Source organism: Campylobacter concisus, from assembly GCF_002914195.1.
GTDB lineage: Bacteria > Campylobacterota > Campylobacteria > Campylobacterales > Campylobacteraceae > Campylobacter_A > Campylobacter_A concisus_M.
The window spans coordinates 504,685-520,479 of record NZ_PPAU01000090.1 but is presented as its reverse complement, the minus strand read 5'-3'; the positions used below and the strand labels follow the sequence as shown (position 1 = coordinate 520,479).

Annotated in this window: 16 protein-coding genes; 13 read left to right on the top strand and 3 right to left on the bottom strand. The window is 32.9% G+C overall.

From position 1 onward, the window contains the following. Nucleotides 1–11: 11 nt before the first annotated feature. The 11 genes from CYP28_RS04870 to CYP28_RS04820 are packed head-to-tail and all read left to right on the top strand — an operon-like array spanning nucleotide 12 to nucleotide 11,094. Nucleotides 12–1,532, top strand: coding sequence for a C4-dicarboxylate ABC transporter (locus tag CYP28_RS04870; protein WP_103593294.1), 1,521 nt, complete (start codon nucleotides 12–14; stop codon nucleotides 1,530–1,532). Next, nucleotides 1,529–2,176, top strand: a complete 648-nt coding sequence (locus CYP28_RS04865) for a pilus assembly protein PilO (RefSeq protein ID WP_103593293.1) — start codon at nucleotides 1,529–1,531, stop codon at nucleotides 2,174–2,176. Before CYP28_RS04870 ends, CYP28_RS04865 begins: the two co-directional genes overlap by 4 nt. Continuing rightward, nucleotides 2,176–2,589 (top strand): hypothetical protein, encoded by a 414-nt coding sequence (locus CYP28_RS04860; protein ID WP_180997964.1) that lies wholly within the window; start codon nucleotides 2,176–2,178, stop codon nucleotides 2,587–2,589. The genes CYP28_RS04865 and CYP28_RS04860 overlap by 1 nt, the downstream gene beginning before the upstream one ends. Beyond that, nucleotides 2,567–4,087 carry a pilus (MSHA type) biogenesis protein MshL gene (mshL, locus tag CYP28_RS04855; protein ID WP_085657363.1) on the top strand — a complete coding sequence of 507 codons (1,521 nt, stop codon included), beginning with the start codon at nucleotides 2,567–2,569 and terminating at the stop codon, nucleotides 4,085–4,087. Before CYP28_RS04860 ends, mshL begins: the two co-directional genes overlap by 23 nt. Next, on the top strand, nucleotides 4,080–4,907 hold the full coding sequence (locus CYP28_RS04850) for an ATP-binding protein (protein ID WP_054196616.1): 828 nt from the start codon (nucleotides 4,080–4,082) through the stop codon (nucleotides 4,905–4,907). The genes mshL and CYP28_RS04850 overlap by 8 nt, the downstream gene beginning before the upstream one ends. After that, nucleotides 4,900–5,778, top strand: a complete 879-nt coding sequence (locus CYP28_RS04845; RefSeq protein ID WP_103593292.1) for a transformation system protein — start codon at nucleotides 4,900–4,902, stop codon at nucleotides 5,776–5,778. The genes CYP28_RS04850 and CYP28_RS04845 overlap by 8 nt, the downstream gene beginning before the upstream one ends. Continuing rightward, nucleotides 5,775–6,314: a hypothetical protein gene (locus tag CYP28_RS04840; RefSeq protein WP_103593291.1), complete on the top strand. Its 540-nt coding sequence runs from the start codon at nucleotides 5,775–5,777 to the stop codon at nucleotides 6,312–6,314. Before CYP28_RS04845 ends, CYP28_RS04840 begins: the two co-directional genes overlap by 4 nt. Before the next feature lie 9 nt (nucleotides 6,315–6,323). Next, a complete protein-coding gene (locus CYP28_RS04835) occupies nucleotides 6,324–8,075 on the top strand; it encodes a GspE/PulE family protein (protein ID WP_054196613.1) in 1,752 nt (583 codons plus the stop codon). Then, nucleotides 8,072–9,310: a type II secretion system F family protein gene (locus CYP28_RS04830; RefSeq protein WP_103593290.1), complete on the top strand. Its 1,239-nt coding sequence runs from the start codon at nucleotides 8,072–8,074 to the stop codon at nucleotides 9,308–9,310. Before CYP28_RS04835 ends, CYP28_RS04830 begins: the two co-directional genes overlap by 4 nt. A gap of 21 nt (nucleotides 9,311–9,331) precedes the next feature. Continuing rightward, complete coding sequence (locus tag CYP28_RS04825; protein WP_103593289.1) at nucleotides 9,332–9,832, top strand: PAS domain-containing protein; 501 nt, start codon at nucleotides 9,332–9,334, stop codon at nucleotides 9,830–9,832. A gap of 2 nt (nucleotides 9,833–9,834) precedes the next feature. Further along, nucleotides 9,835–11,094, top strand: coding sequence for a methyl-accepting chemotaxis protein (locus CYP28_RS04820; RefSeq protein ID WP_103593288.1), 1,260 nt, complete (start codon nucleotides 9,835–9,837; stop codon nucleotides 11,092–11,094). A gap of 9 nt (nucleotides 11,095–11,103) precedes the next feature. Here the strand turns inward: CYP28_RS04820 and CYP28_RS04815 are convergent, their stop codons facing one another. From CYP28_RS04815 to CYP28_RS04805, 3 genes are all read right to left on the bottom strand, one after another. Continuing rightward, nucleotides 11,104–11,598, bottom strand: a complete 495-nt coding sequence (locus CYP28_RS04815) for a SixA phosphatase family protein (protein ID WP_103593287.1) — start codon at nucleotides 11,596–11,598, stop codon at nucleotides 11,104–11,106. Further along, the gene (locus CYP28_RS04810; RefSeq protein ID WP_103593286.1) at nucleotides 11,598–12,407 is read right to left on the bottom strand and encodes a ferritin-like domain-containing protein; all 810 of its coding nucleotides are present in this window, start codon (nucleotides 12,405–12,407) and stop codon (nucleotides 11,598–11,600) included. Before CYP28_RS04810 ends, CYP28_RS04815 begins: the two co-directional genes overlap by 1 nt. Nucleotides 12,408–12,515: 108 nt before the next feature. Then, nucleotides 12,516–13,196, bottom strand: coding sequence for an NlpC/P60 family protein (locus CYP28_RS04805; RefSeq protein WP_103593285.1), 681 nt, complete (start codon nucleotides 13,194–13,196; stop codon nucleotides 12,516–12,518). 139 nt (nucleotides 13,197–13,335) lie between these two features. Between CYP28_RS04805 and murA the strand changes: the two genes are divergently transcribed. Beyond that, nucleotides 13,336–14,604, top strand: a complete 1,269-nt coding sequence (gene murA, locus CYP28_RS04800; protein ID WP_103593284.1) for a UDP-N-acetylglucosamine 1-carboxyvinyltransferase — start codon at nucleotides 13,336–13,338, stop codon at nucleotides 14,602–14,604. Between the two features lie 2 nt (nucleotides 14,605–14,606). Further along, the gene (locus tag CYP28_RS04795; protein WP_103593283.1) at nucleotides 14,607–15,767 is read left to right on the top strand and encodes a molybdopterin molybdotransferase MoeA; all 1,161 of its coding nucleotides are present in this window, start codon (nucleotides 14,607–14,609) and stop codon (nucleotides 15,765–15,767) included. Nucleotides 15,768–15,795: the final 28 nt, after the last annotated feature.

Below are 15,795 nucleotides of genomic sequence, written 5' to 3'. Positions count from 1 at the left end.
GGTAAATTTTTATGTTAAAGCTTAGAAAAATTAACGATAATCCAATCGTTACGCTAGATCCTTATGAATATGAAGGTTTTAGATTTTCTAATAGCAATGTCGATACGCTAAGTCTTTCAAAGAATATTCTAAAGCGAGACTTTTTTATATCTTATATCGAATACAAAGATATAATAACAGCTACCATAAACATCTCAAGAACAATAGATGATGAGGATATTGAAAATAATATCTCGATCAAAATTTACGAAGAGCTCTCTCTTGATCCTGCGATTGACTATAAAATAGTTTATTTTGAAAGCAATGTTGAAAAAGAAGATAGAATTTTTAATGTTTTTATTGCTACAAACGAAACGATAAATAAAATTTTTAAAAATATTTCTAAAAGAGTACCTTTTATAGATTATGTCGTTGTAGAGCCACTTTTATATAGTGCTATATATAAAAAAGGCTTACTTCCTAGCACTCAGAGTGATTGTTTTTTGACATTTAGGGCCGATGAAGCATTTATAAGCATTTATGTAAATGGAGAATACCTTACATCAAGAGGTTTAAGATACACACTAAATTATCTAAAAGATAAATTTATAGAGCAAAGTGGCGAAAGAGTAAGCCTAGAAAGCTTTTTGAATATCCTAAAGACAAGAGGACTTTTAGATAGCAATGAAGAAGGCTTTAGCTACGATCTAAATACTGTTTTTGAGGACTATATATTTTACGTAAATGACACAATAAATGTTGTCAATAGAATCTATAGCATAAATATAAAAAATATCTATATTGACTGCGACTATAAAATAGAGCGTTTTGAAAAATTTATCAATACAAAGCTCGGCACAAATGCTACGAAATTAAATACAAGCACTGTAATAAATTCTAAAAATTTAGCCATTAGAGAACGATATAACATGATGGCTTTATATGCAAATTTTTACAAAAAAGAGGCTTTTAATGCCGATTTTAACTTCTCAAATTTACTTAGGCCTGATCCGTTCACAAAGAGAAAAAGCGGTAAATTTATACTGACATGTGCCGCTGCTTTTTGCCTAAGCATGTCCTATCCACTTTATAATTATATAGCTGGCAGTATTTTAGAGGCAGATTCACAAAAGCTAAGTGATGAGCTTGATGTTCTTAATGCACAAGCAGCACAAATAAGAAGTACTCTTGAAAGACTAAAAAAAGATCAAAATGATATAAAAGGATTAACTGACAAAGAGGAAGAGAAGCTAAATTTTAGAAAAGGGTTGCTTCAAGAAATTGAAAACAAAAAAGACCATTACGTAATGAAAGGTTTAAATCTTTTTGAAATTACCGATATGATAAACGACAATAGCGTTTTTATAACAAATATTAAAAATAACGATAAAAATTTAACTGTAACGGTTGTTAGCGATAATGAGAAAAGGATTACGCAGCTAATAAAAGATATTAGCAAGATGCCTAAATATTCAGTAAATACAAAAAAAATTAAAGAAGATAGGCAAAACAACGAATATGAAAGTAATATAAGTATAGAGATTAGACAATGAGACAAGACGTTTTAAGTAAAATAGATAAATATTTTGACGCAAAAAAACAAAGTGAAACAAATATAATTTTTTTGGGTTCAGCTTTAATTATTATTTATATTGTTTATATGCTTTGTTTTGATCCGTCGCAAGATTTTTATGATGAAAGATTTAATACGCATACTAAAATTAGCAATGATCTTTCAAGAACAAGAGATTATTTAATATCGACTAGCTCACCTAGTGGGGATAAAAATTTTAAAATAAATGAAGAGTCAAAAATACTTGAAACGCTTAAAGGCAAATATTCTAGCGTTTTAAAATTTAATGCTCATTTTGACTCAAAGCTAAAAGAACTATCGTTTTTATTATTTAACGATCAAAATTGGGCAAATTTCTTAGACAATATCGTATCTTTAGCGAAGCAAAATAATATAAAAATTTTAGAGTTAAAAAGTGATATAAAAGAGCCAAATTTCCAAAAAATTGAGCAAATTTTAAATATTGACTTGACATTTTTGGGAGGTTTTAAAGATATGCTTTCATATATAAATGGCCTTGAAGAATCAAAGCTAGTGGTTGATCTTCATAAAATGGATGTAAATTCTACCCAAAAAGAGCTTGGCGCTAAGATCTCAATATCTGTTTGGGGGATGAAATACTAATGAAAATAAAAATTTTATTGGCTTTTTTATTTTTAAATATTACTTTTGCTAATCAGCTTCAAGAGGAAATGGACTCTTATGATAAAATTTTTGAAAAAATAAAGGAAAAAAGAAGCGGTCTTAGTGATATTGAGCTTTCGAGCATAAAAAATCCTTTTAAACAAGAACCTATCAAGACGATAACAGATCAAAATTCATCAATTATCACCCAAGCTTCAAAAGGACTTAGTTTAAAAGCAATTTTATTAAACAAAGCAAATATTGATTCCAAATGGTATGCTGTCGGTGATATTGTTAATGGTTACAAAATAGCCAACATTACTAGAAACAGTGTTTTTTTAGTAAAAGGCGATGAAAAACAAGAGCTAATTTTAAAAAATGGAAGTAAAAATGTTGAGATTAAAATTAAATAAAATATTAATAATAGGTGCACTCATTTGCTTAAATATGAATTATGCTAGTGCTAATGAGAGTAGTTGTTTAAGCAAGAATTTTAATATGAAAATTTCAGATGACGTTGCACTAGTAGATGTGTTAAATCAGCTTTCAGAGATGTGTAACTTCAGTATTGTTGCAAAGGACACTTACAGCAAAACAGAGCTAAAAGATAAAGTTTTTGGCGTTAATATCAGAAATATGAGTCTTAGCGAAGTTTTTGACCTACTTTTAAGTGAGAAAAATTTAAGCTACGAGTTTTCAAATAATGTATTAAAAATTTCATCTTTAAAAACTCAAATTTTTAAACTAGATTATATAACTTCTATTAGAGAAGGAACTGCTGTCACCCAAGCTTCAGTGGATGCTACTCCATCTGAAATTTCTAGTGGTTCAAGTAGTAGCGATAATTCCCAAGATGATAGTTCTCAAGGCTCAAGCAACCTTATAAAAACTACTGAGAGGTTTGACTTTTGGGAAAAACTAGATGCTGAGCTTAAAGCTATTTTAAATAATAGTAGCGAACATATCACAGCGCCTGATCCTATCATAAATCAAAACGCAGGCCTTATCACTGTTACGGCCACTCCTTCTCAACTTAAGCGAGTCGAAAAATATATAGATGAAATGCAAAAAAGACTAAAAAAACAAGTAATTATTGATGTTTCTATTATTTCAGTTGAATTAAATAATGAATATAAGCAAGGTGTTGATTGGAGTAAATTTGAACTTGGGTTTAATACATACATTGGTAATTCAAGAAATAATCCGAGCTCAAGTGCAACTTGGACAAATAAAGGCAATAGCCTAAGTGATGGATTTGGCCGTACATTAAATATTGCAGCTAATTTAAATTTTAGCCTTGATGGAATGATAAATTTTCTTGAAACAAACGGAAAGACAAAGGTTATATCAAGTCCAAAAGTAACAACACTTAATAATCAGCAAGCTCTAATTTCAGTTGGTGATAACATAAACTACCGTGTTCAACAAAAGACTGACAATGGAAACAGCAATAGCGATAGGTTGACAACCACTTACAAACAATACTCTGTTTTTATAGGCATATTATTAAATTTACTACCAGAAGTTTCTGATAACAACAAAATCATGCTTCGAATCAATCCATCGCTTAGTAACTTTAAATATGCTGAAGACGACACAAGACAAAATGCGTTAAGAGAGATTGCTCCAGATACAGTACAAAAGAAACTCTCAACTGTCGTTCAAGTTGATAGCGGTGATACTATTATTCTTGGTGGATTAATAGGCCAGACAAAGGGTAAAAATAATACTTCTGTACCTCTTCTTTCTGATATCCCACTTATAGGCGGTGTCTTTAAAAGTACAAGAGACAATATAAAAACAACAGAGCTTATCTTTGTCATCACTCCTCATGTAGTTGATTTTGACAAAAAAAAGCCACTTAATCAATCATTAAAAGACTTAGGTTTTTCTAAAACGATCTATGAATAACAAGAATATTTATACAGATATAAAAGATATCTTTATCAACGAAGATGAAGTAGCTGATTTTGTTAATTTAGATAATTCAATCACTTGTTACAATAAGATCGTCTCGGCTCTAAAAAAGCCATTAAAGCTTATACTTTTTTATGGCAAGCCTGGTAGTGGAAAGACCTTTTTGCTAAACAAGATAGCCTCTGATCTTCAAAAGGATAAAAAATTAATTTTTTTCCCACATCCTTTTTTTAGCGAGGCTACATTTATAGAAGCTCTTTGTGAAGATATATACGGAAATAAACTTGATAATATAAATAATTTTGAAAGTTTTGTCGCACACTACTCAAAAGAATTTAAAAATAAAGATGAAATTTTACAAAACCAAATAGTCGTTATCCTGGATGAAGCACAACTTTATCCTACTGAATTGATCGAAAAAATAAGGCTAATGGCCGATACAAGATTATTTAAATTTCTATTTACGATTCATAAAACTGAAAATGAAGATGTGTTAGCAAAGGACTATTTTCAAACTAGAATTTGGGAGAGTATAGAGCTTGGAAGTGCAAACACGAATGAAATCATAGTCTATTTGCAAAGAAAAATAGGACAAAAGGGCTACGATAAATACCTAAATTTTCAGAAAAAAGACTATGACAAAGCCTATGAGCTTTGTTGTGGAAATCTACGCACACTAAATAAAATTATGTATAAATTTTATGAAATTTGTGAATATTACGAACAAAATCAGCCATCAAAATTAAGTAGCGAGGACGCAAATATTAAAATTTTGACAATGTCTGCACTTGATACAGGAATAATTCATGCTTGAATTACAAGAAATTCAAAGGCTAGAAAAGCTTTATGAAGAGTACGAAAAAAAGAATAAAAATAGCTTTTTAAAATTATTATCACATAAAAAGCTAGGTCTTTTGATAATTACGATCTTGCTAATTGCTTTTATCTTTGGTACTTTTTTATTTTTCTCAAATACTAAAAACAAAAAAGAAACAACCAATATTCCAACTTTGGTTGAGAAAAATTTGACAATACAAACAGATATAAAAGAAAAGAACATAACCTTTGCTGAAACCAATATCAGCAAAAATATTTTAGAAGATGGCAAACAAAAAAGCGAGCAGGCAAAAGAGAGATTTGAATCAGATAAAAAACAAGATGAGCTTGCTGAGAAAATAGCTAAAAAGCTAGAACAATCCATAAAACTAAATGAAGATAATAAAGAGCAGGCACCAGATAAAAAACAAAGAAGTGGTGGCGGTTGGTTAAAGCTAAATTTACCAACTGAAAATGAAAATATACAAAATGGGCAGCCTCTACCAAATGAAGAGATAATAGAATTAGAACCAAAGGCAAAGCCAAAAATTGATATTCAAATTTCAAGTGAAAACAATGAAATTTCTATGCTAAAAGAAGATTTTAATAAAAATAAAAATCCAGAAATCGCCCTTAAAATAGCAAGAAAATGCTATCAAGATAAAAGATATAGTGACACTATAAAATGGGCACTATCGGCAAATAATTTAGATAGTAGCATTGAGGAGTCTTGGGTCATGTTTGCTAAGGCAAAATATATGCTAAAACAAAAAGATGACGCATTGCGTGCATTAGAAGAATATAATAAAAATAAAAATAAGCCCGAGATAAATGAGCTAATAAATAAGATAAAAAGTGATACGTTGTGAAATTTTTGCTTGTTATATTTTTATCATTAAATGCCTTTGCGCTTGGGATGGCTGATATTAAAAGTTATTTTGAAAAAGCTGAATATCCTAAAATTTGTAATCAAAAAATACAAGATCTTTTAAAAGATTCACAAAATGAAGAATTTCTTAATATCTTTGGCATATCTTGCTTAAAAACAAATGATATAGATAGGCTCGCTATTCCAGCAAGCAAGCTATCAAAAACACAAAGCTCAAGAGAGAATGCAGCATATTTTGCAGATATATTGCTTAAAAAAAAGTTACTGCTTCATGCTATCTTGGATGGGGCTGATATAAGCTATATTAGGCTTCCAAAAAGCGATTATATTCTTTCATTTATATTTGATAAATTTGTCAAAAAAGAATACGTTGAGGAGCTTGGCGTATTTATTTTTGAAGAGCCAAATTCAGATACAAGATATGAGCTTAGTGCAATAGTTGGCTCAAATTTTGCAAAAATGATTTTAAAAATTTTTAAAAATGACGATCTTACTTCGCAGATTGAGTATAGATAAAGAGAAGAGATGAATAATTTAGAAAATTTAACGCTTAAAACATTAGAGCAACTTAATAAACTAAATGATGAGCAAATTTTAAAGATTATAGAGATAAAAAAAATAAATGAAAAAAGTCTTTTGGCTATTTTGCTTGAAGAAAATATGCTAGAAGAAGAGATTTTTTTTGAAATTCTATCTGATATTTATAGAAGAGGACACACTGACATTGATGAAATTTCAACTAGCCTTCAGATAGATCAAAAGCGCTTCATTCAATATGTATGCGATAAATTTAAAATCACTTTTTTTGATCTTGATGATATAGATATCGACTACCGTATCAGTGAAAAATTAAGCACCTCGCAGCTAAAATCATATAACGCCATCCCTGTAAAAGAAGATGAGATAAGCGTTTATGTAGCTTTTAAAAATCCTTTTGATGTGATCATTCAAGATAAAGTTCAAAATTTATTTAACAGAAAGCTATTAAAAGTAGCTTGCGCCGATCCAGCCCAGATAGAAAAATATATAAACAAAATAGCTCTTAATGAAAGCATAAAGGACGTTATTACAGAGATTAGAAAAGAGCTTTCAAGCTCTAGCAGCCAAGGACAAAGCACAGAAAGCTCTGGAATTTTAAAGCTAATTGAGATAATTTTAAAAACATCTATTCAAAGCAGAGCGAGCGATATTCACATCGAGCCAACCGAGACAAACTGCATCGTAAGAAGCAGGATAGATGGCATGCTAAGCGAGACATTTATATTTGATAAAGATATCTATCCGCCGATGGTAAGCCGTATGAAGCTACTTTCAAATATGGATATCGCGGAGCGTCGCCGCCCACAAGATGGTAGATTTTCAGCTCAAATTTTAGATAAAGAGTACGATTTTCGTATCTCTACACTACCTATTTTAAACGGCGAAAGCATAGTTTTAAGAATTTTGGACAAATCAAAGGTTATCATAAACATTGAAGACCTTGGTATGCATCCAGATAACTTTGCTAAATTTAAAAAGAGTATGAAAGCGCCTTATGGCATTATCCTAGTTACTGGTCCGACAGGATCAGGAAAAACGACTACACTTTACGGTGCATTAAATGATATAAAAAGTGTAAAAACTAAGATTATTACCGTTGAAGATCCGGTCGAGTATCAGCTAAATATGATCCAACAAGTACATGTCAATGAAAAGGCTGGGCTTACTTTTATCTCGGCTCTTCGCTCTATTTTAAGACAAGATCCAGACATTATTATGATAGGTGAGATCAGAGATCAAGAGACACTTAGGATCGCAATTCAAGCAGCACTAACTGGCCACTTGGTTTTTTCTACACTTCATACAAATGATGCTATTAGCGCTCTACCTCGTATGGTTGATATGGGTATTGAGCCATATCTAGTAAGTGGTGCACTAGTTTGCATAGAGGCTCAAAGGCTTGTAAGAAAGCTTTGTCCGTATTGCAAACAAAAAGTCACGCTATCTCAAAAAGCTCTTGATGAGATTAAGAAATTTCTTCCTGAAGATTATCAATTTTATAAAAGCGTAGGTTGCCAACACTGCTCACAGACTGGATATCTAGGGCGTGAAATGATAAGCGAAATATTGTCTATCAGTGATCATATAGCAAGTATCGTAGCAAATAACGCTTCAAAAGAAGAGCTTAAAAAGGCCGCCTATGACGAAGGCTTTATAGATATGTTCCACGATGGCGTTATACGCGCAGCAAATGGTGTAACAACCATCGAAGAAGTATATAGAGTTGCCAAGATATGAAATTTTACGAAATAGAATATATAAAAGATGGCAAACGCCAAAAGATGAGCCTAAAGGCCAATAGCAAAAATGATGTAAAAAATCGTGCAAATATTCAAGGCATGATAGTAAAGATAAAAGAAACTCAGGTCTCAAGTATCAACAATGATTTTTTGGACTTGCAAGAAAAATTTAACAAATTTTTCTCTTCTTCGAAAGTAAAAATTCCAGCTCTAGTCGCTACCATAAGGCAACTTAGCGTTATGACTAATGCTGGTATATCAATACATGATGGCATAAAAGAGACAGCAAATGCTACCGAGGATAAAAGGCTAAAAACAATATTTCAAACACTAGATGAAGACCTAAATCAAGGTGCAAGTTTAACTCAAAGTATAGAAAATTTTCAAGAAGAGCTAGGCGATGTCAGTGTCGCTATGATAAGGCTTGGAGAGAGTACTGGTAATATGGCTGATGCATTATCAAAGCTAGCTTCTATCTTGCAAGAAGTCTGGGATAACCAGCAAAAATTTAAAAAAGCCATAAGGTATCCAATAACCGTAATATGCTCTATAATTTTGGCTTTTATTGTGCTTATGACATCAGTTGTTCCACAATTTCGAGAAATTTTTAGCCAGCTTAATGCCGACCTACCACTTCCTACTAAAATTTTACTAAACATTGAATACATAATGAGCAATTATGGTGTATATATAATAGTTGTTCTTGTCGTATTTGCTTTTTTGCTAAAAAGGCAATATTCAAATGATGAAAATTTTAGGGATAAGGTCGATAAATATCTACTAAAAGTCTATCTTGTGGGCAAAATAATATTTTTTGCAAATATGAGTAGATTTAATCTAATCTTTACAGAGCTTGTTCGCGCGGGACTTCCTATCGCTGATGCGCTAGATACTGCCGTTGTAACTGTTTCAAATCAAGACATAAGAAATAAGCTAACTGCTGTAAAAGTACTGGTTGGTCGTGGCATAAGCTTAACCGAGGCCTTTAGGCAAACTGGACTTTATGAGGGTATGCTTATACAGATGATAGGTGCTGGCGAACAAAGTGGTAGCTTAGATGACATGACACAAAAAGTTACTGATTATTATAGAGTGAAATTTAATGATATTATTGATAATATTTCAAACTATATTGAGCCGATACTACTAATATTTATCGCAGCTATGGTGCTTTTGCTCGCCCTTGGTATATTTATGCCAATGTGGGATATGGCAAAAGCTGTTAAAAATTAAATCAACATTTAAAGGAGTAAAATGCCTATAGAAAGAGAATATGGCGTTGATGAGAACGCATTTTTAGTTTCAAAAACAGATACAAAAGGAAGGATTACTTATTGCAACGAGCCTTTTTTAAATATCGTAGGAGTAAAACAAGGCGATCTCTTGGGAAAACCGCACAATATAATAAGGCACACTGATATGCCAAGAGTTATTTTCAAGCTACTTTGGGAACGCATACAAAATAAAGAGGAAATTTTTGCCTTTATTAAAAATAAAACTCTCAATGGTGGATTTTACTGGGTATTTGGCAATATCACAGCCTCGCTTGATCAGCAAGATAATATCGTTGGATACTATTCTGTTAGACGTAAGCCAAATGTAAAAGCAATAGAGATCATAAAACCACTTTATGCAAAATTACTTGAGCTAGAACGAGATGGCGGTATTGAAGCGTCTAAAAAATATTTATTTAAATTTTTGGAAGAAAAATCAACAAGCTATGATGAATTTATAAACAACTTACAAAGGTTCTAGATATGTTTAAGAAAAAATCAAATGCAATAAATGAGATTTTAAGTGTTGTCAAATCGGCAAGCAATGGCATACTAGAGCCTCGCATTGTAAATGTTGGAGAAAAGGACGAGATGTATGAAGTCGCCCTTGGCATAAATGATTTGCTAGATCAAGTTGAAGCGCTTCAACGTGAAATTTCAACCTCAGTCCAAGCTGCACAAAACTCAAAAACATATAGAAATATATTTGTAGAAGGGTTTAGGGGTTTATTTAAACGAAATGCCATATCTATGAGCAAGGGTGTCACAGGTATAAAAGACGGCCAAAAAAGCAAGGTTAGAGGTCTTCTATCAAGCGAGCTTGACAAACTTGGAAACGGTATAAATGGTATAAATTATGTAAGAGATGATCTAAATGAAAGTATCAAAAATTTAAGCCAAACAGCAACAGATGCTAAACAAACTGCACAAATAGCAAGAGAAAATATGTCAAATATCGTCGAACTTAGTCAAAACATGGGAGAGCTTGATGGTCTAGTACAAAGCTGCTCAAATGCTACTGGTATGCTAAGCACTAGGGCTTCTGAAATAAGCTCTGTTTTAAATTTAATAAAAGATATTGCCGATCAGACAAATCTACTTGCTCTTAACGCCGCCATTGAAGCTGCTCGTGCAGGAGAGCACGGACGTGGTTTTGCGGTAGTTGCTGATGAGGTAAGGAAGCTAGCTGAAAACACACAAAAAGCCGCAAGCGACATAGAAGTCAATATAAAAACACTTCAGCAAGAGGTAAATGATATCGATGAAAATTCTAAAAAAATCGATGAAATTTCTAAACTAACGACACAAAATGTAGAAAATTTCAAAAAGGTATTGAGCGAGTTTAATGCAAACGCACAAAATACTGCTCAAACATCAAAATATGTCGAAAATAAAACCTTTGCCATAATCGCAAAAATTTCGCAAATTGCCTACAAAACTAAAGTGTACTCTGATCTTATAAACGAACAAGGATACAGTGAGGAAATACGTAATTTAGCGCAAAGTCTGCTAGATTGGTATGAGAACGAGAGTATAAGCGAACACAAGCAAAATAAAAATTTTGATAAGTCAAAAGAGCTTACAGCATCGCTAAATAATGAAATCAAACTCTTGCTCGAGAAGTCAGCCTCTGGATACAACGAACAAAATTTGAATTATTTTGTTGATAAATCTAAGAAAATAGAAGATCTAAGCGAGCAAATTTTTACTTCATATAACGAAATTTTTAAAGATAAAAAATAAAGTAATAAATTATCTTTGATGTTTTTTGGGGTGGTCAAAAAATAACGCTTTTGCACTACCCTCTTTTAACTCACTAAATTTACATCCAAACTCAACGCAAAATATTCCAGAAGTTGGGATATTATCTATTGATGAATCGCTTAAATACTCGCAAATTTCAGTTATGCTTGGGTTGTGCGTGATGATAAAAATCTCATCCAAACTCTCATCTATATTTTTGACAAATTTTAAAAGATCTTCAAAGCTTATATCATAAAGCTCATCTATAAGATTGATCTCCTCTTTAAATTTTAAAGTTTTGGCGATAATCTTTGCCGTTTGTTCGCTTCTTTTAGCGCTGCTTGAAAAGATGGCTCCTGGCATCACATTATACATCTTTAGCCTATTTGCCATAAATTTAGCGTCTTCTTTGCCTTTTTGACTAAGCTCCCTTAAGGCATCTTTAGCTCCGTCCTTATTCTCATCAACCGCTTTTGAATGTCTTATGAAATAAATTTTACTCACTATCTCTCCTTTGAGAAATTCTTTATCAAGCAAAGCTCTTCTTTGCTAAATCCAGCTTTTAAGCGATCTTGTTCATTAATCTCTCTAACATTTTTAAATGAATTTGGATACAAACTTAAGATAATGTCAAAGTAGCTATTTTCGTCAATACCCTCTTTTTTACAAGCAAACTTAAACCACTTATCGCCTTTATAAACATGAGAGATTTCTTCTTTTAAGATGACTTTCAAGCACTCAATGAGCTCTTCATTTCCGCCCTCACCTTCAAGCCTTTTTATAATATAAGCGTTTGCATCAAGCCCATTTGCTTCCATATATCTTGGCAGTAGTGCCATACGGCTAGTTAGACTACTTGAAGTCTTTTGAAGTGCAACAAAAAGCCCATCATGCACACTTAGCTCGCCATATCTACCGCCTTGTTTTAAGAGCAAATTTTCTATCATGCAAAAGTGTCTAATCTCATCTTCAGCTACTTCTAGCCAGTCTTCATAAAATTCTCTTGGCAAATTTCTAAATCTATAACAAGCATCAAGTGCGATGTCAATAGCACTAAATTCAATATGAGCTACCGAATGGATAAAATTTAAATTTTTATCCTTTGGCTTTACTTTTTTGTTTAGCTCTTTCATACTAACTACTTCACAAAATTTTGCATAGCTAGGCGTTATTAGCTTATTTGGTTTAGAGCTTTCACAAAAATTTATATTAAAATCTCGTTTAAATTTCTCATAAAATAGCTCAAATTTTAGAAATTTAAGCCCGATCTCGCCTTCATTTAAAATTTCCCAAATTTCATCAAAAAAATTCATATTTTCTCTTTATTTAAATCTATATTTACGAATGTAAATTTATATAAATAATGCTTAAAATTTGAGCCTAGTATTTGTTTTAAAAGGTTTTTAGTAAAAATTTCTGATTTATTTTGCTTTGCCATATCCAGCAAATCTATTTGCTGCCAAGCAACTTGAGTTTGAACATCTTACAAGATAACTATTTATCTCTTGATTTCCTTTTAAATGCACGTTTTTTTGTTTTAGATTCATATAGCTATGAATTATCTTTCCGCCAGAATTATGTATAAATTTTACCGTCTCGTCGCCAAGAATAGCTGTAACTATGCCAACATGAGTGATATTTTTCTTATCTTTATTTTTTTGAACGCCCTTGCCAAGAGTATTTGAGAAAAATACAAGATCGCCTATTTTTGGATTTTTATGAGTAATTAAATTTTTACTTTCATAAAAATTATAGATCGCTTTTGACTTTCTACCGCCATTATCGTAGTAGCGATTTATTGTCTTTTCATCAAAATACATATTTTGATACTTTGCATTTACAATAGAAACAAATCCTGAACAATCACCGCCAGCTCTTGTATTTAGGTATTTTTTAAAAAAAGAACCAAATTTTTTATCTTCTCTATCATTATCTTCATCTATGATTTCACCAATCATTTGCTCACTAAAATCAACACTTGAAGTTATGGTCTGATTTGTTTCATTTTGCGGAGTTGTCGGTTGATTAGAGGTAAAAGAACAACCTGTAAAAAATATAATGCTAAGAATAAAAAAGATTTTTTTATTTATTGAATTTGACATATTTATATCCAAAATTTTAGTATTTGCAATTTTAACTTTTAAACGTAAATGAACCGGAAATAGTGCTTTGCTTTCTTTATTCTAAGTTAAAAAGCAATATAATATCGGCAAAAAACATATTTTCTTAAGGCAAAAAGCAATGATGCATTATTTAAAGATAAAAGGAAATGCAAAACTAAGTGGCGAAGTAAAAATAAGCGGTGCTAAAAATGCTGCTCTACCGATCATCGCCCTAACCTTACTTGCAAAAAAAAGTGTAAATTTAACAAATATCCCAAATGTCGCTGATATAAAAACGCTTTGCCAACTGCTAACTAATCTAGGAGCAAAGTGTGAATTTAAAGATGAAAACTCGCTAAGTATCGACACTAGCAGTGTAAATTCGACAACGGCAAACTACGACATTGTTAGAAAGATGCGCGCTTCTATCTTGACGCTTGGTCCGCTTCTAGCACGCTTTGGACACTGTGAAGTGAGCCTACCTGGAGGATGCGCGATCGGACAAAGACCTATTGACCTGCATCTAAATGCACTCGAAAAAATGGGAGCAAATATCGAAATAAAGCAAGGCTATGTCGTCGCAACAGCACCAAATGGCCTAAAAGGCGCAAAGATCGTTTTTGATAAGATCACCGTAACTGGCAGCGAAAATATCATCATGGCTGCAGCTCTAGCGCACGGTACGACAGAGCTTTTTAACGTAGCGCTTGAGCCTGAAGTGGTACAAATTTGTGAAATTTTGGCTAAGAGTGGCGTTAAAATAGAAGGCATCGGCACAAGTGAGCTAAAGATAACTGGAAGTGGCCAAAAATTGCTTGAAATTTGCGATATTGAAGTAATTCCTGATAGGATAGAAGCTGGCACTTATCTTTGTGCTGGAGCCATAACAAATAGCAAAATTTCAGTCACAAAGGCAAATGCTGCACACATGACGGCCATTTTGAATAAATTTGAAGAGATGGGCTTTGGTATAGAGATAGATGGCGACAAGATCACGATATTGCCAGCAAAAGAGATAAAACCAGTAGAGATAAGAACCACCGAGTATCCGGGCTTTCCAACAGATATGCAAGCTCAATTTATGGCGCTTTGCCTTGCGGCAAATGGCGTTAGCACGATAGATGAGAGGCTTTTTGAAAACCGTTTTATGCATGTTAGCGAGCTGGCTAGAATGGGAGCAGATATTAAATTAAATGGACACATCGCAAGCGTTTATGCGCCAGCTAAGCTAAATGCAGCCGATGTGATGGCGACAGATCTTAGAGCTAGCTCAGCGCTGATACTAGCTGCTCTTATAGCAAATGGTGAAAGCTTGGTACATAGAATTTATCACCTTGATAGAGGATATGAAAATTTAGAAGAGAAATTTCAAGGCCTTGGTGCAAATATTATTAGGCTTGAGGAGTAAAAATGCTGCTAAATGACGCATTAGATGCGCTTAAATCCAAATTTAAACTAAAAACAGATAGTGAAATTTTACCTATCAGCATGGCTCTTGGTAAAACATTGGCAAATGATGTAGTGGCGGTAAAAGACTTGCCCTGCTTTGATAACTCAGCTCTTGATGGCTTTGCTGTTAAATTTGATGAAAAAGATGAACCTTATAAGATCATCGCAAGTGCCTTTGCGGGCGATAAAGAGCAGCTAAGTATCGGCAAAAACGAGTGCGTGAAGATAATGACTGGTGCAAAGATGCCAAAGGGTGCTGACACGGTTATGAGAATAGAAGACTGCGTGGTTGAAGGAGAATATGTAAAAGCGCCAGCTAAGCTTAAAAAAGGCGAAGCTTACCGCTTTAAAGGCGAAGAGACAAAGGTTGGTGAAATTTTGCTAAAAAGTGGCGAAATTTTAAACACAAGAAGCGTGATGATGCTTGCAGCTCAAGGCATAAGCTTTATAGATGTGAAAAAGCAGCCTAGTGTTGGAATTTACTCAAGCGGAAATGAGATCATCGAACCTTGGCAAAGAGCTAGCGAGGATGAAATTTACAATGCAAACGCACTTGGTATAGCTGCACTTCTTAGCTCAATCAGCCAAAAAAGCTCATATCTTGGCATCATAAAAGATGAGTTAAATGCCGTAAAACAGGCATTTTTAAACGCTGCAAACTACGATATCGTTATCTGCTCTGGTGGGGCAAGCGCTGGGGAGGCTGACTTTATGAAGATAGCGCTAAGCGAGCTTGGGTACAACGAAATCTTCTCACACCTTGACATAAGACCTGGCAGACCTTGCAAGGCTTATGAAAAAGATGGCAAACTTATTTTTATCCTTCCTGGAAATCCAATGGCAGCTTATGTTTGCATGATGACGCTTGTTTTGCCTCTTTTAAGAGAGGATTGCTTTGTGATACAAAATGCTACAAATGCACAAAATTTAAAGGTAAAATCAGGCAGGATCAATGCAATTTTTGGAAATATTGAAAATAATAAATTTATAGCAACAAATGGTGGAAAATACGGCTCTGGCATGATAGATCATATTTTAAAAAGCACTTTTATGTTTTTAACTAGCCCAGATCAAAGCGAAATTTTGCAAAATAGTGAAATTTCTCTTATAAAACTTCCATAAAATCTTGACAAATGAAAAGCAATCTGAT